Raw genomic sequence first — 22,425 nt, 5'->3', positions numbered from 1 at the left:
ATGCAACAGCAGGATTCTCCCAATATGCTGCCCGCATGGACACACAGGCGATGCACATCGCCAACGGGATCATCAACGGTCCCGTCTCGGCGGCCTTCCTGGTCATAGCGATCGCCGGCCTCGCGGTCTGCGTCACCAAGGCCAAGACCGACCTCGACGACCGGCTCGCCCCGATGGCCGGCCTCGTCGCGGCCTTCATCTTCGCCGTGCAGATGCTGAACTTCCAGGTGCTCCCGGGTGTCTCCGGTCACCTGCTCGGCGGCACCCTCGCGGTGATCCTGGTCGGCCCGTGGGTGGGCGCCCTCTGCGTCGCCACCGTGCTGATCGTGCAGTGCCTGCTCTTCGCCGACGGTGGGCTCACCGCGATCGGGCTCAACGTCACGAACATGGCCCTGATCGGTACGGCCGCCGCTTACGTCCTGGTGGCCGCCCTGCTGAGGGTCCTGCCGCGCACGGTCGGCGGGCTCGGCGCCACCGCGTTCATCGCCTCGATCGTCGGCGTCGTCGTCGCCTCGATGGGCTTCGTCCTGGAGTACGCGCTCGGCGGCACCACCGAGCTGTCCCTGGGTGGCATCGCCGCCACCATGGCCGGCGTCCATGTGCTGATCGGCATCGGCGAGGGCCTGATCGCCGCGACCACCGTGATGACGGTGGCCCGGGTGCGGCCCGACCTGGTCTACGCCCTGCGGCACTTCCGCGCCGCGTCTCCCCAGGTGGTGAAGGCATGAGCAAGAAGATCTTCCTGATCAGCGGCCTCCTGGTCGCCCTCCTGCTCGCCGGCGTCGTCTCCAGCTTCGCCTCCGGCAGCCCGGACGGCCTCGACTACGCCGCCCGCGAGGGCTGCACGTTCGACGCCGAGGGCGAGATCACCGGCGGCACCTGCATGGCCCAGCAGGAGGGCGAGCACCAGCTCGGGGACAGCCCGCTCGCCGACTACGGCATCAAGGGCATCGACAACTCCTTCCTGTCGACCGGCCTCTCCGGTGTCCTCGGCGTCCTGATCACCTTCGGTATCGGCGGCGGGCTGTTCTGGGTCCTCCGGCGCCGGCCCACGAAGGCGTGAACGCCACCCTGCACCTCGACCGGGACAGCGTGGTGCACCGCCTCTCCCCCGAGGTCAAGATCGCTGCGGTGGTCCTGTTCACCGTCGTCGTCGTGGTCACGCCGCGCACCGAGTTCGCCGCCTTCGGCGGGTACGCCCTGCTGATCGCCGTCGTCGCCGTGCTGGCCCGGGTGCCGGCACTCTGGCTCGCCAAACGCGCCACCATCGAGCTGCCGTTCGTGCTGCTCGCGATCGCGCTGCCGCTGGCCGGGCACGGCGAGCGGATCGACTGGCACGGCCTGTCGCTCTCCGTCGACGGCCTCTACGGCGCGTGGAACATCTTCGCGAAGGGCACCCTCGGCGTCCTCGCGTCGCTGCTGCTCGCCGCCACCACCACGACCCGTGACCTGGTCCTCGGCCTCGACCGGCTGCGCTGCCCGCAGGTCTTCACCCAGATCATGACGTTCATGCTGCGGTACATCGACGTGCTCGCCGACGACGCCCGCCGGATGCGCATCGCCCGGCTCTCCCGCGGCTACGACCCGCGCTTCCTCTGGCAGGTCAAGGCGTTCGCGGTGGGCATCGGGTCGCTGTTCCTGCGCTCCTACGAACGCGGCGAGCGGGTCTACCTGGCGATGCTGTCCCGCGGCTACGCCGGCCGGCTGCCGCAGATCACCGGCGGTCCCGCCCCGGCCCGCGAGTGGGCCTTCTCGGCCGCGCTGCCGGTGGCGGCCGCGGGTCTCGCGATCGTCCTATCATGATCAACGTGGAAGCTCTGCGCATCACGGGACTGCACTACGCGTACCCCGACGGACGCCAGGCGCTCCGCGGCGTCGATCTGACCCTGGCGCAGGGTGAGCGGGTAGCCCTGCTCGGCCCGAACGGCGCCGGCAAGACCACCCTGGTGCTGCACCTCAACGGCATCCTGCACGGCGGCCCGGGACGCGTCGAGATCTCCGGCCTGCCGGTCACTCCCGGCGACCGGGCGGCGATCGCCGAGATCCGCCGCCGGGTCGGCATCGTCTTCCAGGACCCGGACGACCAGCTGTTCATGCCCACGGTCGCCGAGGACGTCGCCTTCGGCCCGGCCAATCTGGGCGTCCGCGGCGCCGAACTCGACCGGCGCGTCGACGAGGCCCTCGCGGCGGTGGGGATGTCCGAGCACCGCGACAAGGTGCCGCACCACCTGTCGTTCGGCCAGCGGCGGCGGGTGGCGGTCGCGACGGTCCTCGCCATGAAGCCGGAGATCCTGGTGCTGGACGAGCCGTCCTCCAACCTGGATCCGGCCAGCCGCCGCGAGCTCGCCGAGATCCTGGAGGCGTTGCCGGTGACGGTCCTGATGGTCACCCACGATCTTCCGTACGCCCTGCAGCTCTGCCCCCGCGCGGTCATCCTCGACAACGGCGCTCTCGTGGCCGACGGCCCGACCGGTGACCTGCTCGCCGATCGTGACCTGATGGCGTCCCACCGCCTCGAGCTGCCGTTCGGTTTCGACCCGGCGTACCGGCGATAGAAACGGCGATGCCCCAGCCGCAGGGGGATCGGCTGGGGCATCGCTGGTCTTGCTTCAGGACCTTCAGTAACCGAAGTCCTGGGTGTAGTACGGCGTGCCGTTCGCGGAGAACACCGCGCCGACGCCGACGGTGGTCGACTTGCAGTTGAGGATGTTGGTGCGGTGGCCGGGGCTCTTCATCCAGCCGTCGACGACCTGCTTGGCGGTGCGGTAGCCCCAGGCGATGTTCTCCGCGGACGGCGTGGTGTAGCCGGCGGCCTTGCTGCGGGCGACGAAGTTCGAGTTGCCACGCCCGGTGTGCGAGAACGCGCCGGTCTGCGCCATCCACGCACTGTGCCCACGAGCAGCGGTCGTCAGCTTGGCGTCGGTCTTGAGCGCGGCACAGCCACGGCTGGTGCGCTCGACGTTGATGAGCCGGTTGATCTCGGTCTGCAGAACGGTCTCACCGGCCGTGGCGGCACCGGTCTTGGCCGTGGCGCTGGTGACGGTCTTCACCGGCGCGGCCTGAGCGGATCCGGCGGTCATCGTGGCGAGGCCGAGAGCGGCCGGGGCGATGAGAGCGGCGGCCAGGGCGAAGCGGCGAAGAACGTTGCGCAAGAGGTCCCTTTCGACGATGTCCCGTGCCTACACCGTTCCATTCGACCCACCCCGCGCCTGCCGGATCACCATGCCGGTGCGTGATCGTCGCGAACCGGTTGCCAACCCCGGCTGTGACTCATCGCTGTGCCGAAGCCCGCCGGACAGCGATGGGTCACAGCCGACCACCCCGAGCTGTGACCCATGGCTGTGTCGAGGCCCGCCGGACAGCAATGAGTCACAGCCGACTACCGCAGCTGTGATCCACGGCCGTACCGAAGCCGACCGCACAGCCATCAGTCACAGCCAAACAACCCAGCTGTGATCCACGGCTGCCACAAGCCCCGCCGCACAGCAATGAGTCACAGCCGACCACCCCGAGCTGTGACCCATGGCTGTGCCGAGGCCCACCGGACAGCCATGAGCCACAGCCAACCAGCGCTAGCTGTGATCCACGGCCGTGTCGAAGCCGACCGCACAGCCACCAGTCACAGCCAACCAACCCAGCTGTGATCCATGGCTGCCTCAAGCCCCGCCAGACAGCCATCAATCACAGCCGCTCCAAGACCTGGCGGCGCGGGAGAGTGACAAATCGGGCGCCACGGCTCTCGCGTGCAGCCGGCGACGAGAACGGCCGGCCTCGGGGAAGGCCGGCCGTCCGAGGAAGCGGAGTTGGGGTCAGGCCGCCTGCTGCAGAGGAGCCGCCTGAACGCCGCCGACCAGGGCCTGCCACGTGGTCCGGCCGACGACACCGTCGACCAGGATCGCGGCGTCCTGCTGGAAGGAGCGGACCGCCCGCTCGGTCTCCGGGCCGTAGACCCCGTCCTCGCTGGTCGGGAACTCGTGCTGCACGCCCCGGACCGCGCTGCCCTGTGCGCCGGGCCGCACCTCGACGATCAGCGCCTCCCACGTCCGGGGGCAGACCACGCCGTTGTCGGGAAGGTTCTTGGCCCATTGGAAGGCCCGGACCGCGTCACCGGTCTGCGCGCCGAAGACGCCGTCGACGGTCACGGTCTGGCCGTGGGCGAGCAACAGGAACTGCAGGGTGGTCACCGAGTGGTCCTTCGCGCCCTGCCGGGTCGTCGGCCAGGGGTTGAGCGTGGCGGCCATAGAGGGGTCCCCTTCCTCATCATCGAGCGACGGGTGTTCGCACTCCCCACACTTTCGCTTAACCCGGCCGTCGAATAAAAGGGTGAGACATCTCTCTGCAAAAGATTCTTAGGAGCGAGACGCGTGAATGTGAAAATTCCGCCCCGGAAGCGCGCAGAGTCGCGCACTTCCGGGGCGGAAATCAACAGATCAGCTCTCCGCCCAGTCCCCCAGTGACCAATCCCGCACCTCGGGCATGTCCTCCAGGTGCTCGACGATGTACTCCTCGTGGCGCTCCAGCTGCGATTCGCACCAGGCCTTCAGCTCGGTGGCCCCGGTCGGCAGCCGGCGCGCATTGTTGATCGCGTCCATCACGAGGTGATAGCGCGACGCCCGGTTGCGGACCGTCATGTCGAACGGCGTGGTCGTGGTGCCCTGCTCGATGAAGCCGCGCACCCGGAACCGGTCGGCGTCCGGCCGGCCGTGCACCAGCTGGTGAATGGCGCCCGGGTATCCGTGGAACGAGAAGACCACGTCGACGTGATCGGTGAACAGCTCCCGGAACCGGGTCTCGCTCATACCGTGGGGGTGGTCCTTCGGCCGCGGCAGCGTCATCAGGTCGACGACGTTGACGACGCGCACCTTGAGCCGGGGCAGCTTCTCCTTGAGGATCTGCGCGGCCGCCACGGTCTCCATGGTCACCACGTCGCCGGCGCAGGCCAGGACGATGTCCGGGTCGGATTCGCCGTCGTCGGTGCCGGCCCACTCCCAGACACCGGCGCCCTGGCGGCAGTGCTCGATCGCCGAGTCCATGTCCAGCCACTGCAGCTGCGGCTGCTTGTCGATGACGATCAGGTTGATGTACGACCGCGACCGGAAGCAGTGGTCGGCGACCGAGAGCAGCGTGTTCGCGTCCGGCGGCAGGTAGACCCGGGCCACGTCACCGCGCTGGGTCAGCACGTTCTGGATCAGGCCGGGGCCCTGGTGCGAGAAGCCGTTGTGGTCGTTGCGCCAGGCCGTCGACGTGAGCAGGATGTTCAGGCTCGGCACCTTCGCCCGCCACGGCAGATGGGACGCCTCCTGCAGCCACTTGCCGTGCTGAATCGTCTGGGATGCGCTGACCATGGCGAACGCCTCGTAGGTGGCGAACATGCCGTGCCGGCCGGTGAGGTTGTAGCCCTCCAGCCAGCCGTGGCAGTTGTGCTCGGAGAGCACCTCCATGACCCGGCCGTTCCTGCTGATCTTCACGTCGTCCTCGGTGACGGACTCCATGAAGCCACGGTCGGAGACCTCGAAGATCGCGCCGAGCCGGTTGCTGTTCGTCTCGTCCGGGCAGAACAGCCGGAACCGGTCGTCGTTGCGCGTGTAGATGTCGCGCATCATCTCGCCGAGCTTGCGGGTCGACTCGGCACGGCCCTGCGCCGGGCGCTTCACCTCGACGGCGTAGTCACGGAAGTCGGGCAGGTCCAGGTCGCGGGTGAGCACGCCGCCGTTCGCGTGCGGGCTGGCGCTCATCCGCAGGTCACCGTCGGGCGCCTGGTCCTTGATCAGCTGCACCGGCGCGCCGTTCGCGTCGAAGAGCTCCTCCGGCCGGTACGACTTGAGCCACTTCTCCAGCTCGCGCAGGTGGTCCGGGTTGTCGCGGACGCCGGAGAGCGGGACCTGGTGCGACCGCCAGGTGCCGGTCACCGTGACGCCGTCGATCTTCTCCGGGCCGGTCCAGCCCTTCGGCGACCGCAGGATGATCAGCGGCCAGTGCGGGCGCTTGCCGTCCCAGTCGCCGCCGCGAGCCGCGTCCTGGATCGTCTTGATCTTGCTCCAGGCGAGAGCGAGCGCCTCGGCGAACCGCAGGTGCATGCCGGGCAGGTCGTCGCCGCCGACCTCGATGATCTCGTAGCCGTGGCCCTCCAGCAGCTTGCGCACCTCGGCCGGGTCCTTGCGCGCCAGTACGGTCGGACCAGCGATCTTCGCGCCGTTCAGATGAAGGATCGGCAGCACCGCGCCGTCGTGGGCCGGGTTGATGAACGAGATGCCCTTCCACGAGCCCTCGAGGGGCCCGGTCTCCGCCTCGCCGTCACCGACCACCGCGACGGTGAGCAGGTCGGGGTTGTCCATCACCGAGCCGAACGCGTGCACCAGCACGTAGCCGAGCTCGCCGCCCTCGTGGATGGAGCCGGGCGTGGTCACCGACACGTGCGACGGGATGCCGCCCGGGCTGGAGAACTGGCGGAACAGGCGCAGCACGCCGGCCTCGTCCTGGCTCACCTTCGGGTAGATCTCCGAGTAGGTGCCCTCCAGGTAACCGGCGGCGACCAGCGCGGGACCGCCGTGGCCGGGCCCGGCCAGATAGATCGCCTGCTGGCCGGTCTTCTTGATCAGCCGGGAGACGTGCGCGTAGATGAACGAGAGGCCGGGGCTGGTCCCCCAGTGGCCGAGCAGGCGGGGTTTGATGTGCTCGGTGGCGAGCGGCTCCCTCAGCAGCGGATTGCCCTGCAGGTAGATCTGGCCGATGGTCAGATAGTTGTTCGCCCGCCACCAGGCGTCGAGGCCCGCGACCTCGTTCTCGTCGGGCTCCGCCAGCCTGCGCACGAGCTCGTCGTGTTTCTCCGAAACGGCGGTCACGGTCATTCCTCTCGATTGGAGTCGTTCTCAACGTATCGATGGAAGATCCACAGAGCATGGGTCTTTGGTCCCGGTCCTGAAGGGCACGTTACCCACGGTTCCGGACGTGACGCGTGAGCCGGAACATGAAGGCCGCGTAAAGTCAGGCGGTGCCCAACCGCCTCTTCTCCCTCGGCAGCTGGGCCGAAGCCCGCCGCGTAGCCGACATCCTGCGCGCCGAGACCGTCGGCGGCCTGCTGCTTCTCGGCGCGACCGTGCTGGCCCTGATCTGGGCGAACTCCCCATGGAAAGACTTCTACCAGGACCTGGCGGCCTTCCAGCTCATCCCGGACGAATGGCCTCTCCACCTGTCCCTGTCGGCCTGGGCCGCCGACGGACTGCTCGCGATCTTCTTCTTCGTGGCCGGTCTGGAGCTGAAACGCGAGTTCGTCGCCGGTGACCTGAGGGATCCGCGGAGGGCCGCGCTGCCCGTCCTGGCCGCGGTCGGCGGCATGATCGTGCCCGCTGTGATCTACCTCGCGGTGATCCGCGCGGGCGGCGGCGGCGGGGCGATCGGCTGGGCGGTGCCGACCGCCACCGACATCGCGTTCGCGCTCGCCGTGCTCGGCGTGATCAGCACCCACCTGCCGGCGGCGCTGCGCACCTTCCTGCTCACTCTCGCCGTCGTCGACGATCTGCTCGCCATCCTGATCATCGCGACCGTCTACACGGCGAGCGTGCACCCGATCCCGCTGGTCCTGGCGTTCCTGGTGGTCGCGGTGTTCGGCGTGCTCGTCCAGCGCGGGATCACCCGCTGGTGGCTGCTCCTGCCGCTCGCCCTGGTCGCGTGGACGCTCGTGCACGAGTCCGGCGTGCACGCCACGGTGGCCGGCGTGCTGCTCGCGTTCACCGTGCCGGTCCTCCCGCGTAACGGCGACGACCACGGGCTCGCGGAACGCCTCGAGCACCGCTGGCGGCCGATCTCGGCGGGCTTCGCGGTGCCGGTCTTCGCGTTCTTCGCGGCCGGCGTCACCCTCGGCGGTGGGGAAGGGCTGGGCGCGGCGGTCACCCTCGCGGCGGTGCTCGGCCTGGTCGCCGGCAAGCCGATCGGGATCCTCGGCGCCACCTGGCTGGTCCAGCGGTTCACCAAGGCCCGTCTCGCCGAGGGCCTGAGCTGGTGGGACGTGCTCGGGCTCGGCCTGCTGGGCGGGATCGGCTTCACCGTCTCGTTGCTGGTGAGCGAGCTGGCGTACGGCCCGGGCACCGTCTTCGACGAGCAAGCCAAGATCGGCGTGCTGGCCGGGTCGCTGCTGGCCGCCGTGCTCGCCGCGGTGCTGCTGCGCCTGCGCAACCGGCACTTCCGGCGGCTCCACGAGGAGGAGACGCGCGACGACGACGCCGACGGCATCCCGGACGCCTACCAGCGCTGACCGGTCCAGGGGGCCACCGCCGAGCACTGTGGATGGTTAAGCTCCCGCTGTGACAGCTGTCGATACCGTGCTCGTCGTCGGCGCCGGCGTCTCCGGCGCGGCCACCGCCATCCGGCTCGCCGAGGGCGGCGTGACCGTCGACCTCATCGACCTGCGCCCGTCGCCGCCCGCGATCGGGTCGGGGATCACGCTGCAGGGCAACGCGCTGCGCGTCCTGCGCGAGCTGGGCGTCTGGGAGCGCTTACGCCAGCACGGGTACGGGTTCGACACGCTCGGCATCCGCGCCCCCGACCCGGACGGGACCGTGCTGGCCGAGGTCACCGACATCCGCACCGGCGGGCCCGACCTGCCCGCCACGTTCGGCACCTACCGCCCGGTGCTGGCGCGGATCCTGCTCGACCGGGCCGCGGCGGCCGGCGCCCGGATCCGTTACGGCACCGAGCTGGTCTCGCTGGAACAGGACGGCACGTCGGTCGCGGTGACGTTCGCGGACGGCGCCACCGGGCGGTACGACCTGGTGGTCGGCGCCGACGGCCTCCACTCGCGCACCCGGGCCGCAGCCGGCATGGCGGTGACCACCCGGGACCTCGGCATGGAGATCTGGCGGGTGGTCGCGCCGCGGCCGGCGTCGGTGACCCGCACCGACCTGTTCCTCGGCGGGCCGCTCTACATCGCCGGGTACTGCCCGACCGGCGACCGGACGCTCTACGCCTACCTCGTCGAGCCGCCGCGCGGCCGCGGCGACCTCACCCTCGGCGAGCAGTTGTCGGTGGTCCGCGAGCTGACCGCCGACTACCACGGGCCGTGGGACGAGATCCGGGCCGCGCTCCCGGACGCCGGGCCGGTCAACTTCACCACGTTCCGGACACACCTGCTCGACCCGCCGTGGAACCGCGGCCGCGTCGTCGTGATCGGCGACGCGGCGCACGCGTTCCCGCCCACCCTCGCCCAGGGCGCCGCACAGTCCCTGGAGGACGCGTCGGTCCTGACCGAGCTGCTGCTCGCCCACGACACGCTGACCGCCGACCTGTGGGCCGAGTTCACCGAGCGCCGGTACGACCGGGTCAGCACCGTGCTGGCCGCGTCGCTGCAGCAGTGCCAGTGGCTGCTCGACGGCGTACGCGGCGACGTCCCCGGCCTGCACAACCGGGTGGCCGAGCTGGTCACCCGGCCCGCGTGATGGTCAGCCCAGTGGATTGCCGCGATCGCGGAGAGAGCTGAGCGGCCCTTCGTACATCCGCTCCTTGATGGTGGAGAGGGTGGGTCCCGCCTTGCTCGCGCCCGCCGCGGCGATCTCCACCGCCCTGGCCCGGACCTCGTCCTCACCCACCGCGCTGTCCACGATCCCGGCGGCCTGCGCCTCCGCGCCACCGTAGCGACGGCCCGTCGTCATCGCCTCGTGCGCGGTCTGCGGCGTCAGCCGCGCCTGGATCAGCGCCGACATGCCCCGGGTGAACGGGATCTCGATGTCCACCTCGGGCAGGCACCAGAAGCCGCGGTCCGCGCGCATCACCCGGAAGTCGTGCGCCAGCGACAGCATCGCGCCGGCCGCGAACGTGTGACCCTGGAGCGCCGCGACGGTGATCAGCGGCAGGGAGAGGTAGCGGGCGAAGAGACCGTGCACGTCGGCGGCGTAATCCTGGAAGCGGTCCGGGTTCGCGCCCAGCCACTCCAGGTCGAGCCCGTTCGAGAAGAACTTGCCGGTGGCGGCCGTGACCAGCGCCTTCGCGCCGTCCGCCTTCTCCACCTCGTCGAGCGCCCCGTTCACCGCGTCGATCCAGTCCGGGTGAAAACGGTTCTCGGTGTCCCCGATGTCGAGGACGAAGACGTCATCGTGCCGTACGAGCGTGGTCATGGTCGGTCCCTCCCTAGATGTTACCCGGAGGTAACTTAGCAGAGCGCCAGCACAATGAAGTGATGCCGAGGACCCTCAGCTACACCGACGCGGCCCGCCTGCTCGGCGGTCAGGACAGCAAGGTCGTCGCCGCCATCGAGAAGCTCGCCGGCGGGGCGCTGCTGATCGCCGCGCCCGGCGTGACCGAGCTGCTGGCGTGGTTCGACGCCAAGGCCGAGTTCGTCCGGCTCAGTCATGAACTGGTCCGGGGCCTGTACGGGCGGCGGATGTCCCGCTACGGCCGCACCGAACGACTGGACGCGGCCCGCAACGTGATCGTCCTGGTCGCGTTCTTCGAGTCGCTGCCCCGCGAGTTGAGCGAGCTGCACCGCGACCGGCTGGACCAGGTGGCCTTCGCCCGGCTGGCCCGCGGCGAGAGGCACGCGGCCGTCGATCGCCGGGCCGGATATCTCGTGGAACTCCTGCAGTCGGCCGGCTCACCACGCCCCGCGCCACAGCAGTCGCCCGAGGCCATCACCCGGCGCCTGCGGGACGACTACACGATGCTCGCCCGCGCCATGGCCGAGCTGCTCGACGACCTCGCTCTCGCCACCGATCTCGGCGAACCCGATCTGCGGCGGGTCTACGACGGCCTGGAGGCTCTGCCCGAGCGGGCGGTCATCCGGTACCAGGAACTATTCCGGCAACTGGTCGCCGACTTCCCGGAGATGGCCTGCTGGGCGAGTCAGCAGGAGCACCGGGCGACCCGGGCCGCCCTCGCCGGCCTGGGAGAACAGCTCCGGGACATCTCCACCGGCCGCGCCCCGGACGATCGGCGGGAGTCGCTGGCCCGGGCCTACGGCGCCGCCCTGCGGGAGCGGGTCGCCGACGCGCCGGACGGCATCGAGGCGCCCCGGCTCGGCGACGCCTATCTGGCGCCCCGGTTCCGGGTCGCGGACGTGCCGTCGGCCGCCCGGATCAGCGACGAGTCGTGGTGGGCGGAGCTCGGCGTGCGGGACGACCTGGAGGCGTTCCTGATCGGGCACCTCACCGGCCCGCAGGCGGTCCGTGCGCCGCTGCTGATCCTCGGCCAGCCGGGCGCCGGCAAATCGGTGCTGACCAAGGTCCTCGCCGCCCGGCTGCCGGCCGCCGACTTCCTGCCGGTCCGGGTGGTGCTGCGGGAGACCCCGTCCACCGACGAGTTGCAGGATCAGATCGAGCACGCGATCCGCCGATCCACCGGCGAGCGTGTCGACTGGCCGGCCCTCGCCCGGAGCGCCGGTGACGCCATGCCGATGCTCCTGCTGGACGGCTTCGACGAGCTGTTGCAGGCCGCCGGCGTGAGCCAGACCGACTATCTGCTGAAGGTGGCCCGTTTCCAGCGCCGGGAGGCGGATCAGGGCCGGCCGGTCGCCGTGATCGTGACGAGCCGGACCGCTGTCGCCGACCGGGCGAGCGCACCGGAGGAGACGGTGGCGCTGCGCCTGGAGCCCTTCGACGACGAACGGATCATCACCTGGCTCGGCGTCTGGAACCACACGAACAGCCGCCGTCTCGCCGAGCGCGGGCTGGCGCCGCTGTCGCCGGACGCGGTCCTGGCCCACCGCGCGCGCCCCGCTCCGGGCCGCCGAACTGACGCTCGGCAGATTCTTCTTCATCCATCGGGCGCGCGCCGAGCGGGACCAGGACTCCCTCCAGACGTACGAATTCCTGCACGCGACGTTCGGCGAATACCTGGTCGCCCGCTTCACCTGGCAGATCCTGCGCGACATGGCAGCCCGCGACCGCGCCACCGTCATGTCGCTGACCGCCCCGCCCTCCGACGACGACCTGCTCCGGGCGCTGTTGTCCGTCCATCCGCTCTGTTCCCGGGGCCCGATCATCGGTTTCCTGGCCGACCTCGCCTCGCTCGCCGAGCCGGACGAGCGCGCGCCCCTGCGAGCCCTGCTGATCGGCCTCTTCCGCAGGGTCGACCACACCCCGCCGGGCCCGAGGTTCGCGGAGTACCGCCCGTCCTCCCCCGGCGAGCCGGCACGCTACGCGGCCTACGGCGCGAACCTCCTGCTGCTGATCCTCTGCGTTTCCGCCACGGTCCGCGCGAGCGAGCTCTTCGAGGGCGAGCCCGAGGTCACCGAGCCATGGCACGATCAAGCCTTGCTGTGGCGTTCGCAGCTCACCAACGAGGGCTGGAGCAGCCTCGTCGACACCGTCACCCTCGACCGGCTCTGGCACGGGACGCGGCGCGACATCCGCCTCGGCATCGGCGGCAGCGAGGACGTCCCGGTCGTCGACCTGTACTGGACGCTCGACATCCCACCGGAGAGCACACGCCGGCTGGCGGACGTCCCGATCAACCACCACCTGCATCCCGACATGCTCCGCAAGAAGGCGTGGTTTCAGTGCAGCATCCAGGACGACCTGGTGCAGCACGCGCTGGAACCGCTGTCGCAGGCCATCGGTCACTCCGTCAGCACGCTGCTGCCCTCTGCGGACGGTGAGCTGCTGGCCGCGGCGCACGTGCTGCTCCGGCTCTGGGTCGAGCCGACGCCGCAGGCCTATCGGCGAGCAGCGAAGGCCCTCCAGCAAGCGCCTCTCGCCGACGGCCACCGCCTCTTCGCCCTGCTCCTGCGTCACCGGCTCCGCGGTGACGCAGGAGTGGATGCGACGACGGCCGCCCACGTTATCGAGGTCCTGCGCGAACTCGGGTACGCGGACGACATGTGAGACGGCCGGGCTGCTACTCGATGGTGAGAGTGCAGCTGTCCTCGTCCGCCGCCAGGGCGGTCACCGCCGGACCCCGCTGGACGTTCCAGGGAAGGGGTGCGCCGGACCGGGTGATCGTCAGGGTGGCGTCGTCCCGGTCGATCGTGAACAGGGTGGTCTCCCCCGCCAGACCGGGAACCCGGGTCTCCGTACGACCGATCGGCGGGTCGAAGAGGCGGAGCGTGACGCCGTCGCGGTAGTCGTAGTCGGGTTTGTCGGTGCGGGCGCCGACCGGGATGACCGCGCCCGGGCGGACCAGCAGGGGGACGCTGTCGAAACCGTGGGTCTCGCGCACCCAGCCCGGGCCCTCGACGACCTCACCGGTCAGGTAGTGCGTCCAGCGCCCGGCCGGAACGTAGTAGGTCACGTCCCCGGCCTCGGTGAACACCGGCGCGACCAGCAGGTCCGGGCCGAGCAGGTACTGCCGGTCGAGGTAGGCGGCGGCCGGGTCGTCCGGGAAGCCGATCACCATCGGGCGCATCACCGGCAGACCGGTCTCGTGAGCCTCCCGGGCGGCGCCGAAGAGGTACGGCATCAGGCGGTACTTCAGGTGCGTGAAGCCGCGCAGCACATCCGACGCCTCCTCGTCGAAGTTCCACGGCACCCGGTACGACGTGCTCCCGTGCAACCGGCTGTGCGACGACAGCAGGCCGAAGGCGATCCACCGCTTGAAGACCGCCGGGTCCGGCATGCCCTCGAAGCCGCCGATGTCGTGGCTCCAGAAGCCGAAGCCGGACGACATCAGCGAGAGTCCGCCGCGCAGGCTCTCCGCCATCGACTCGTAGGTGCTGGAGTTGTCGCCACCCCAGTGCACCGGGAACTGCTGGCCGCCGACGGTCGCCGAGCGGGCGAAGAGTACCGCTTCGCCCTCCCCGCGCGACTCCTTCAAAACGTCGAAGACCACCTGGTTGTAGATCTGCGTGTAGTAGTTGTGCATCCGCTCGGGGTCGGAGCCGTCGTGCCAGACGACATCGGTCGGGATCCGCTCCCCGAAGTCGGACTTGAAGGCGTCGACGCCCATGTCGACCAGGGCGCGCAGTTTCTCCGCGTACCAGGTGCGGGCGGACGGATTCGTGAAGTCGACCAGACCCATCCCGGCCTGCCACAGGTCCCACTGGAAGACATCGCCGTTGGCGCGCTTGACCAGGTAGCCCTTCTCCCGGCCCTCGGCGAAGAGCGCCGACCGCTGCGCGATGTACGGATTGATCCACAGGCAGACCTTGAGTCCCCGGCCGGCCAGCCGCTTCAGCATGCCCGGCGGGTCCGGGAAGGTCCGGGTGTCCCACTCGAAGTCGCACCAGGAGAACTCGCGCATCCAGAACGTGTCGAAGTGGAAGACGCTGAGCGGCAGGTCGCGCTCGGCCATCCCGTCGATGAACTTGTTCACCGTGTCCTCGTCGTAGGACGTGGTGAACGACGTGGTCAGCCAGAGGCCGAACGACCAGGCCGGCGGCAGTGCGGGACGGCCGGTCAGCGCGGTGTACTTGCGGATCACGTCGGCCGGCGTCGGACCGTGGATGACCAGGTAGGACAGGCTCTGCCCGGCGACGCTGAACTGGGTGCGGGACACCATCTCGGAGGCCACCTCGAAGGAGACCTTGCCGGGGTTGTCGACGAGGACGCCGTACCCGCCGGTGGTGAAGTAGAACGGGACGTTCTTGTACGCCTGCTCGCTGCTGGTCCCGCCGTCCTCGTTCCAGACGTCGATGGTCTGACCGTTCTTGACCAGCGGGCCGAAGCGCTCGCCGAGGCCGTAGACGGTCTCACCCACTCCGAGATCCAGCTGCTCGTGCACGAAGTGCTGGCCGTCGAGAGTGTCGACCACCCCCATGCCCTTCCAGCCACTGCCGGTGATCCGCTTCCCGTCGACGAGGAAGTCGAGTCCCCAGTTCTCGCCGTCGGAGAACCGGGCGGTCAGAGCGCCGGACGTCAGTGAGACGCCGTCCACTCCCAGATCTACCGGAGACTCGGAGAGTAGAAAATTCGGATGTTTCGGTTTCGAGCCCTGGAAGTGGTCGATCGTGATCCGGATGACGTCCGGCGCGGGCGCGGTGGCGGTCACGGTGATGAGCGGGGCGTTCAGCGTGTCACCCCGGCCCCGGACCGGCTTCACCGCGGCATAGACGGTGAGCGAGTCCGGCGTGACCGAGCTGTCCAGCATGTGCGCGGGGTGCAGCACGGTCAGCCCGTCCCGCTTGCGCCAATAGCCGTCGGTGAACTTCATGAAGATCCTTTACTTGATGGCACCGGCGGCGATGCCGCGCGTGAGAGTCCGCTGGAAGAGGAGGAAGAAGAGCATCGCGGGGAGGATGCCGATCAGTGCGGAGGCGCTGGTCGTCGTGGCGTCCATCATGCGGTCGCCCTGGAGCACGCCGAGCGCCACCGGGACGGTCTGGTTGTCGTTCGAGATCAGGAAGATCAGCGGCAGGAAGAACTCGTTCCACGTCCAGATGAAGAAGAACGTGAAGAGCACCGCGAGGGTGGGCCGGCTGACCGGCACGACGACCCGCCACAGCGTCCGCCACTTGCCGGCGCCGTCGATCGAGGCGGCTTCCAGCAGTTCGCGCGGGAACTCCGAGTAGACCGAGGTGAGCAGATAGGTCCCGAACGCGCTCTGGATCACCGTGAAGATGATGATGATCGAGATGAGGTTGTCGTAGAGGCCGATCTCCTTCCCGATGTAGTACAGCGGGTAGACCAGCACCTCCTGCGGCAGCAGGTTCGCGACCAGGAAGAACACCAGGAACCAGACGCGCCCCTTCACCCGGCCGATGCCGAGCGCGTAGGCGTTCAGGATGCTCAGCAGCACACCGAGGACCGCCACGGTCAGGCTCGTGATGAAGCTGTTCCAGAGCTTCTGACCGAAATTGACACGGTTCCAGAAGTCGACGATGCCGTCCCAGTAGAGGTGCGTCGGGATCGACAGCGGCCCGCTCCCGGCATAGTCCGCCGGGCTCTTCACCGCGTTGATCGCGACCACCAGCAGCGGCCCGACCATCAGCAGGAGCAGGACCACGAGGGCGGCGAGCACCCCGAACTTGACAGGGTTGCGGTGTCTGGCAGCCTTCGGCGACGGCATTTCCTCGGTACGGGTGTCAGCCGGCGTGGCAACGGCGGTCACTTCGACTCCTCCGCCCTGTGCTGGAGCCGCAGGAAGACGAACGCGAGCACGATGATCAGCACGGTCAGCACCGTGGAGATCGCCGACCCGTACCCCACCTGGGCTTTCTCGAAGAAGTTCTTGTAGGCGAAGTACGACGGCACCAGAGTGGAGTTGCTCGGTCCGCCACGGGTCAGGACGAACACCTGACCGAAGATCTTGAGCGCCGCGATCGTCGTCGTGATCATGACGACGTAGAACTCCGGGCGGATCATGTAGACCGTGATCTTGCGGAACCGCTGCCACCAGCTCGCGCCGTCCAGGTCGGCCGCCTCGTAGAGCTCCGGATCGACCCGGGACAGGCCGGACATGAACATGACGATCGGGTAGCCGAGCTGGAACCAGATCATCACCGCCATCACGCTGTACAGCGCGTAGTCCGGGTCGCCCAGCCAGTTCCGGGTCAGCCCGCCCAGGCCGATCGACTCGAAGATCCGGTTGAGCGCGCCGTAGTCCGGGTGCAGGATCCAGCCCCAGACGATGCCGGTCACCGCGACCGGCAGCACCTGCGGCAGGTAGTAGCCGGAGCGCAGCGCGCCGGCCCACCGGTCACCGAAGTTCTTCGCCACGTAGTCGAAGAGCACCGCCGCCAGGAACAGCCCGACCAGCGTCGGGATCACCGCCATGGCGAGGATGAGCAGCCCGATGTGCCCGAACGACTGCCAGAACAGCGTGTCCTGGAACAGCCGGGTGTAGTTGTCGAAGCCGACCCAGCGCGGGCTGCCCACGCCGGTCCACTTGGTGAAGCTGACGTAGACGGTCATGACGAGCGGCACGACGATCACCGCCAGCGAGGCGATCACGCCCGGGATCAGGTAGAGCGCGTACCCGCGGCTCGCTGTCTTGGTCTTGGAGGCCATGGCCGATTCCTTCCGTTCCTCGGCGAGGCGGGCGGCGATCACCCGCCGCCCGCTCGTGACTCACTTGCCGAGGTCGGCCAGGTTCTCGTTGTACGGCTTGGCGATCTCGTCGAGGAACGCGTCGGGCGTCTTCGACCCGTTGATCAGGCCCTGTACGCCGGCGACGAGCACGTCGTAGTAACCGGGCGCCGGCCAGTCCGGGTAGAACGCCAGGCCGTCGCTGCCCGAGATCTTGTTGAAGTTCTCGATCAGTTCCTTGTTCTTCGGGTCGGTGATCTGCGAGACGTCGGCGGCCACCGGCACACCGCCGGAGTTACCGAGCAGCGCCTGTACCTCGGGAGACATGGTGATGTCGATGAAGTCGTACGCCAGAGCCTTGGCCTTGCTCTTCTCCGGCACGACCCAGAGGTTGCCGCTCGAACCCGGGTGCAGGTTGTTGCCCGGGAAGAGGAAGGTGCCCCAGTCGAAGTTCTTGATCTCCTCGCCGAAGCGGCCGTACCACCAGCTGCCCGAGATCAGGATCGGGAACTTGCCCTGCGTGAACGAGACGCCCATGTCCTCGGCCTTGATGCCGGCCGAGTCCTTGGAGATGTAGCCCTTGCCCACCCAGTCGGCGAACGTCTGCGCGCCGTAGCTGAGCTGCGGGCCCTTGAAGTCCACCTTGTTCTTGTAGAGCTGGTAGTCGTCGACGAACGCGCGGTCGGACTTGGCGAGCGCCAGCTCGTAGAAGATCTGCTGAGCCGGGTACTCGGCGCCGCCCACGGCCAGCGGCGTCACCTTGTTCTGGACGAAGGTGTCCATCGCCTTGGTGAAGTCGTCGAGCGTGGTCGGTACGGCGATCTTGTACTTGTCGAACAGGTCCTTGTTGTAATAGACCATGACGTACTCGCCGTAGTTGGGCACGCCGTAGAAGTTGCCGCTGCCCATGATGCCGTCTTCGTCGTACTTGGCAGTGGTCTGCAGACTCGGGCTCAGCTTGGAGTCCCACCCGCGCGAGGTCGCCTGCTCGGTGAGGTCGGTGAGCAGGCCCTGCTTGGAGAGCAGGCCGGCGGTCGCGTTGCCCTTGTTGTACTCCATCAGGTCGGGCGCGCTGTCCGAGTTGAGGATCATCTGGGCGTTCTGCTGGATCTGCTCGAAGCCCTTCTCCTCGAACTTCACCTCGACGCCGGGGTGGCTCGCCTTGAACAGCTCGATCGCCTTGTTCCAGGCGATGCCCATGGCGCTGGTCGGGCCCTCGTAGTGCCAGAGGGTGAGGGTCTTCGCGTCGGCGCCCTCTTCGGCGTCGTCGCCGCCACCACCGCAAGCGCCGAGGACAAGGGATGTCGCCAGTAGGACCGCGGCGACGGCTCGTGATGTGAACACGGGTCCTCCCAGGGGGACTGGGTTTCGGGGTTGATTTCAAGCCGGCGGCTCATCGTCGAAGCGCTTCGACGACTTCCTGTCGAAACGCTTCGACGATGGCCTTGCGGGAGACGCTAGGGAACGAGCGCCGTTCATGTCAACGGTGTGACGGGGAGATTTCCTGGCAGCTGTTCCGCTCCACCAGGCGGGGCGCCAGCAGGCGGGTGTACTCCACCTGGCGGTGGTCCAGCAGCCGCATCGCGGTCTCCACGGCGAGCGTGCCGACGTCGTGCGCCGGGATGTCGATCGAGGTGAGATCGACAGGCATGCTCATCGCGACGTCCCGCGGGCAGATCGCGACGACGGAGATGTCGTCCGGGACCCGCCGGCCGCTCGCCTGCAGCAGGTCGAGCAGCGGGCGCAGGGCCTCCTCGTTGTGCACCACGAGAGCGGTCAGGCCGTCGAGCTGCGCGTCGATGTCGGCCATGCAGTCCCGCACGCCGGCGGCGCCCGGCTCGCAGGGGTGGGTGACCGTCCGCAGGTCCAGCTCGGCCGACGCCTCCAGGAAGCCGCTGAGGAACCGGTCCGCGTACGTCGTCTGCCGCCGGTAGACCGCCGGCGACGGACCGACCAGGCCGATCCGCCGATGGCCGTGCCCATGCAGGTGCTCGAGGGCGAGCTTGGCCGCGGCGCCGAAGTCGAGGTCGACGCAGGCGATCCCGGTGTGGTCGGCGGGCAGGCCGATCAGCACCGACGGCTGCTTGAGCCGGCGCAGGGCCGGGATGCGGACGTCGTCGCGCTCCAGGTCCATCACTATCAGGGCGTCCACCATGGTGCTGTGCGCGACGCGCTCCAGGCCGGCCGTGCCCTCGTCCTTGGTCAGCAGCAGGACGTCGTGGTTGTGCGAGCGGGCCGCGGTCACCACCGCCGTCGCGAACTGCATGATGACCGGCACGTTGACGTCCACCCTCAGTGGCGCGACCAGCGCGATCACGTTGGTCTTGCTGCTGGCCAGGGCCCGTGCCCCGGCGTGCGGATGGAAGCCGAGCTCGGCGATCGCGGCCTGCACCCGGGCCCGGGTCTCGGCGGAGATCGGACGGCGGCCACTCAGAACGTACGACACCGTGCTGGGCGAGACCCCCGCCGCCCGGGCGACGTCGTTGATCGTCGGCACTGCGCCTCCCCAAGTCGCCCGGTCTCTCACCAGGACCGCTCCCCTCGTCGAATCCTACTGACCTCGTCGATCACGTCATCCGGCCGGACGAGCCACGTGTGGACGCCGGGTCGCGGAGTCCACACGCGGCAGGACGGTCAGCGCAGGCTGAAGGTGGCCAGCCGCAGGCCGGGGCCGGCGACCAGGTAGACGTCGTGACGGCCGGTCACCGCGGTCAGGGAAGTAGTGGCCGTCGCGTACACATAGGGGTCGCCGGTGTCGCCGACGGTCGCCGTACCGATCAATCGCCCTTCGGGTGAACCCAGCCTGACCTGCACGGACCCGGCGCCGGACGCACGCACCTCGAACTTCTTGCCGCCGCGCAGCGCCGCGTCCCGGAAGCCGATCCAGCCGCCGGCGGACGTGGCGCCGACGACCGTGCCGCTCTCCTTCGTCTCGTCGAGAAGTCGCACGCCCTCGTACACGTCGAAGGTCTCCGCCCGCGTCTCTCCCGTGAGGTCTCTTGCTCCGATGGTCTCGCCACGGACGGCGAGGACGGCCCGCTGCCGGATGTCGCTCGACGACGACCCGAGGAGGATGTCGTGCACCGCGTTCTCGACGACCCAGCGCTGCCGGGTCACGTCCCAGTGCCGGAGATCCTCGGCGGTCAGGGTGAAGGTGACCGTTGCCGACTGCCCGGCGGCGAGGTGCACCTTCCGGAAATCGCGCAGCTGCTTCTCCGGCGTCACGTCGCGCGACGTGCGCTGGTGGGTGTAAAGCTGGACGACCTCGTCACCGGCCCGCCGCCCGGTGTTGGTGACCGTCACGCTGACCGTCCTGTTCTTCACGGCCGGCTTGCCGTAACGGAACGAGGTGTAGGACAGGCCGTGGCCGAACGAGTAGAGCGGCTTCGCGTCGCTGTACAGGTAGGTCTGGCCGGTCTTGATGATGTCGTACTCGTTGAGGTCGGCCGGCAGCTGCTGCTCCGAGCGCGGCCACGTCTGGGTCAGCTTGCCCGACGGGTTCACGCTGCCGTAGAGCACGTCGGCGATCGCGTGGCCGGTCTCGGCGCCGGCGTGCGTGGTCCAGAGGATGCCCGGCACGTGCTTCTGCGCCCAGGTGATCGACTGCGGATAACTGCTCTGCAGCACGACGACGGTGGCCGGGTTCGCCTTCCTGACGGCCCTGATCAGGGCTTCCTGGCGGGTGCCGAGGCCGAGCGACGTACGGTCGTGGACCTCGCGGCCCGCCACGAAGGGGTCGGTGCCGACGACCACGACGGCGTTCTTCGCCTTCTTCGCGGTCGCGGCGGCCTGCGCGACCCCGTCCTCCAGCAGTTCCTTGGAGAAACGGGCGGCGCCGTCGGCGGTCGCGGCGCCGAGGGCGAGGTTGCCGTCCGGGCCGACCGTGACGTAGGTGTCGGCGCCGAACCAGGACTCCTGCGTCTCGTAACCGGCGTAGTGCAGCACGACCGTGCCATCGGCTTGCTCCTCGACCTTGAACTGCTGCTGGACGAACCAGCCGGTCGGGTCGTTCTCCACGGTGACGAAGGGCCCCCAGCCGTACCCGAGGAGTTTCCCGTTCGCGACGCTGCGCAGGGTGGAGACGCCGTCGCCCCAGTCCACGCTGTCGAACTCGGAGGCGGTGCTCCGCTCGCCCAGGCCGGCCGGGCCGCCGGTGGCGTTCAGGTAACGGCCGGTGGTGACCTCCTTGAGCGCGATCCGGTCGGCGCCGAAGCTGGTGGTGACCGCTCCGGCCCTCTCCTCGATGCCGTCGAGGGCGGTCACCCGGTACGGCAGCTGTCCGCCGTACCAATCGCTGTAGAGCTTGTCGGCGAGAGGACCGACCACCGCGACGTCACCGCCCGGCTTGAGCGGCAGCAGGCCGTCGTCGTTCTTGAGCAGCACCGCCGCCTCGCCCGCGGTCTCCCGGGCCAGCGCACGGTGCTCCGGGCTGTCGATCACGTCGGCGGTGATCCCGGCGTACGGGCCGCCGTCCGGGTCGAACTCTCCGAGCCGGAACCGGATGCTCAGCGCGTTGCCGGCCGACTCGTCGATCTCCGCCTCGGTGAGGAGTCCCTGATCGAGGGCCTCCTTGATGGCGGTGACGGTCGGGACCGCGTTCGTGTCGTTGACCGTGAAGCTGTCCAGGCCCGCCGTGAGGACCGCGGCGTTCGCCTCGGCCTGCGTGGCGAAATAGGCCTGCGAGCCGGTCAGGTTCGTCGGCGCCCAGGCGTCGCTCACGTTGAAGAGCCGCCGGTCCGACCAGTCACGGACTTCTTTTCTCAGGGCGGGATCGACGGTCGCGGGCCGCCCGTTGATCAGGTTGTAGGAGGCCATCACCCCGGTGGCGGCGTCGTTCTCCAGCGCGATCCGGAACGGCTCCCGGTCGTACTCGTTGAGGACGCGCTGCGGCACGTTCGACGAGGTCACGTCCCGTTTCGTCTCGTTGTTGTATGCCGCGTAATGCTTCAGCGTCGGCGCCGTCCTGAGGTGGTCCGGGTCGTCGCCCTGCAGCCCCTCGCCGTAGGCGGTGGCGATCTCGCCGCTCAGCAGCGGATCCTCCGAGTAACCCTCCTCGTTGCGGCCCCAGCGCGGGTCGCGCAGCAGGTTGACCACCGGCGCCCAGGTGTTGAGGCCCCAGACGACCGGGTCCTGCGCGTGGAAGCCGCGCAGCTCCTCGCCGACAGCCGTGCCGACGCGGCGCAGCAGCTCCGGGTCCCAGGTGCTGGCGAGGCCGACGGCCTGCGGGAAGACCGTGGCGGTGGCGTCGATCTTCGCGCCGTTCTGGGCGTGATCGTTCGACCAGGCGACGCCGTGCAGCGCCTCGGTGCCGGACTTGACGACGCCGAGGCCGAGGCGCGGGATCGCCGGTTGGTACTGGTGCAGCAGGGAGATCTTCTCGTCCAGGGTGAGCCGGCCGAGCAGGTCGTCGATGCGGGCTTCGAGGGGCAGGCTCGGGTCGCGGAAGGGGTGATCCGGGGCGGCGGCGTGGGCGGGGCCGGGTGCCAGAGGGAGTGCCAGAAGGGCGGCGGCTAACAGGGCGAGGCCGCGTTTTCGCATG

General features: G+C 69.4%; 20 protein-coding genes. 7 read left to right on the top strand and 13 right to left on the bottom strand.

All coding sequences use genetic code 11. The features are described from left to right. Positions 1–35 precede the first annotated feature (35 nt). Genes EP757_RS27990 through EP757_RS27975 form a run of 4 tightly spaced genes read left to right on the top strand, consistent with a single transcriptional unit; the run spans position 36 to position 2,555 of the window. Positions 36–728 (top strand): energy-coupling factor ABC transporter permease, encoded by a 693-nt coding sequence (locus EP757_RS27990; protein WP_127550952.1) that lies wholly within the window; start codon positions 36–38, stop codon positions 726–728. Continuing rightward, positions 725–1,063, top strand: a complete 339-nt coding sequence (locus EP757_RS27985; RefSeq protein WP_127550951.1) for a PDGLE domain-containing protein — start codon at positions 725–727, stop codon at positions 1,061–1,063. Before EP757_RS27990 ends, EP757_RS27985 begins: the two co-directional genes overlap by 4 nt. Next, complete coding sequence (cbiQ, locus tag EP757_RS27980) at positions 1,060–1,803, top strand: cobalt ECF transporter T component CbiQ (RefSeq protein ID WP_127550949.1); 744 nt, start codon at positions 1,060–1,062, stop codon at positions 1,801–1,803. The genes EP757_RS27985 and cbiQ overlap by 4 nt, the downstream gene beginning before the upstream one ends. Beyond that, the gene (locus EP757_RS27975) at positions 1,800–2,555 is read left to right on the top strand and encodes an energy-coupling factor ABC transporter ATP-binding protein (protein ID WP_127550947.1); all 756 of its coding nucleotides are present in this window, start codon (positions 1,800–1,802) and stop codon (positions 2,553–2,555) included. The genes cbiQ and EP757_RS27975 overlap by 4 nt, the downstream gene beginning before the upstream one ends. A gap of 63 nt (positions 2,556–2,618) precedes the next feature. On the opposite strand, the gene EP757_RS27970 is transcribed toward EP757_RS27975, so the two are convergent. From EP757_RS27970 to EP757_RS27960, 3 genes are all read right to left on the bottom strand, one after another. After that, positions 2,619–3,152 (bottom strand): CAP domain-containing protein, encoded by a 534-nt coding sequence (locus EP757_RS27970; protein ID WP_232050037.1) that lies wholly within the window; start codon positions 3,150–3,152, stop codon positions 2,619–2,621. Between the two features lie 657 nt (positions 3,153–3,809). Beyond that, complete coding sequence (locus tag EP757_RS27965; RefSeq protein ID WP_127550945.1) at positions 3,810–4,241, bottom strand: peptidoglycan-binding protein; 432 nt, start codon at positions 4,239–4,241, stop codon at positions 3,810–3,812. A 189-nt stretch (positions 4,242–4,430) separates the two neighbouring features. Beyond that, positions 4,431–6,848, bottom strand: a complete 2,418-nt coding sequence (locus EP757_RS27960) for a phosphoketolase (RefSeq protein WP_127550943.1) — start codon at positions 6,846–6,848, stop codon at positions 4,431–4,433. A gap of 143 nt (positions 6,849–6,991) precedes the next feature. Here EP757_RS27960 and nhaA point away from each other — a divergent pair, with 143 nt between their 5' ends. Together nhaA and EP757_RS27950 are read left to right on the top strand one after the other, a co-directional pair. Further along, positions 6,992–8,251: a Na+/H+ antiporter NhaA gene (gene nhaA, locus EP757_RS27955; protein ID WP_127550941.1), complete on the top strand. Its 1,260-nt coding sequence runs from the start codon at positions 6,992–6,994 to the stop codon at positions 8,249–8,251. A 49-nt stretch (positions 8,252–8,300) separates the two neighbouring features. Beyond that, positions 8,301–9,431 (top strand): FAD-dependent monooxygenase, encoded by a 1,131-nt coding sequence (locus EP757_RS27950; RefSeq protein ID WP_127550940.1) that lies wholly within the window; start codon positions 8,301–8,303, stop codon positions 9,429–9,431. A 3-nt stretch (positions 9,432–9,434) separates the two neighbouring features. Here EP757_RS27950 and EP757_RS27945 read toward each other — a convergent pair whose 3' ends face one another. The 4 genes from EP757_RS27945 to EP757_RS42935 form a co-directional block, all read right to left on the bottom strand. After that, complete coding sequence (locus tag EP757_RS27945; RefSeq protein WP_127550938.1) at positions 9,435–10,106, bottom strand: enoyl-CoA hydratase-related protein; 672 nt, start codon at positions 10,104–10,106, stop codon at positions 9,435–9,437. Between the two features lie 35 nt (positions 10,107–10,141). Beyond that, entirely contained in the window at positions 10,142–10,528 is a 387-nt protein-coding gene (locus EP757_RS27940) for a hypothetical protein (RefSeq protein ID WP_127550936.1), read from the bottom strand. A gap of 252 nt (positions 10,529–10,780) precedes the next feature. After that, complete coding sequence (locus tag EP757_RS42940) at positions 10,781–11,308, bottom strand: hypothetical protein (protein WP_160165903.1); 528 nt, start codon at positions 11,306–11,308, stop codon at positions 10,781–10,783. Positions 11,309–11,481: 173 nt separating this feature from the next. Further along, positions 11,482–11,625, bottom strand: a complete 144-nt coding sequence (locus tag EP757_RS42935; protein WP_160165902.1) for a hypothetical protein — start codon at positions 11,623–11,625, stop codon at positions 11,482–11,484. A gap of 230 nt (positions 11,626–11,855) precedes the next feature. On the opposite strand from EP757_RS42935, the gene EP757_RS27930 reads away from it, so the two are divergent. Next, positions 11,856–12,809 carry a hypothetical protein gene (locus EP757_RS27930; protein ID WP_127550933.1) on the top strand — a complete coding sequence of 318 codons (954 nt, stop codon included), beginning with the start codon at positions 11,856–11,858 and terminating at the stop codon, positions 12,807–12,809. 13 nt (positions 12,810–12,822) lie between these two features. On the opposite strand, the gene yicI is transcribed toward EP757_RS27930, so the two are convergent. The 6 genes from yicI to EP757_RS27900 form a co-directional block, all read right to left on the bottom strand. Beyond that, entirely contained in the window at positions 12,823–15,072 is a 2,250-nt protein-coding gene (gene yicI, locus EP757_RS27925; protein ID WP_127550931.1) for an alpha-xylosidase, read from the bottom strand. 9 nt (positions 15,073–15,081) lie between these two features. Further along, entirely contained in the window at positions 15,082–15,927 is an 846-nt protein-coding gene (locus tag EP757_RS27920; protein WP_127554474.1) for a carbohydrate ABC transporter permease, read from the bottom strand. Between the two features lie 38 nt (positions 15,928–15,965). Then, on the bottom strand, positions 15,966–16,868 hold the full coding sequence (locus EP757_RS27915; protein ID WP_127550929.1) for a carbohydrate ABC transporter permease: 903 nt from the start codon (positions 16,866–16,868) through the stop codon (positions 15,966–15,968). A gap of 60 nt (positions 16,869–16,928) precedes the next feature. Beyond that, positions 16,929–18,230, bottom strand: a complete 1,302-nt coding sequence (locus EP757_RS27910; protein WP_127550927.1) for an ABC transporter substrate-binding protein — start codon at positions 18,228–18,230, stop codon at positions 16,929–16,931. A 136-nt stretch (positions 18,231–18,366) separates the two neighbouring features. Next, positions 18,367–19,383 (bottom strand): LacI family DNA-binding transcriptional regulator, encoded by a 1,017-nt coding sequence (locus EP757_RS27905; protein ID WP_127550925.1) that lies wholly within the window; start codon positions 19,381–19,383, stop codon positions 18,367–18,369. Positions 19,384–19,520: 137 nt separating this feature from the next. Further along, positions 19,521–22,424 (bottom strand): glycoside hydrolase family 3 protein, encoded by a 2,904-nt coding sequence (locus tag EP757_RS27900; RefSeq protein ID WP_127550923.1) that lies wholly within the window; start codon positions 22,422–22,424, stop codon positions 19,521–19,523. Position 22,425 lies beyond the last annotated feature (1 nt).

This window comes from Actinoplanes sp. OR16 (assembly GCF_004001265.1).
Taxonomy (GTDB): domain Bacteria; phylum Actinomycetota; class Actinomycetes; order Mycobacteriales; family Micromonosporaceae; genus Actinoplanes.
Note: the sequence above shows the minus strand (reverse complement) of the source record. Positions and strands in the feature narration are given on the sequence as shown.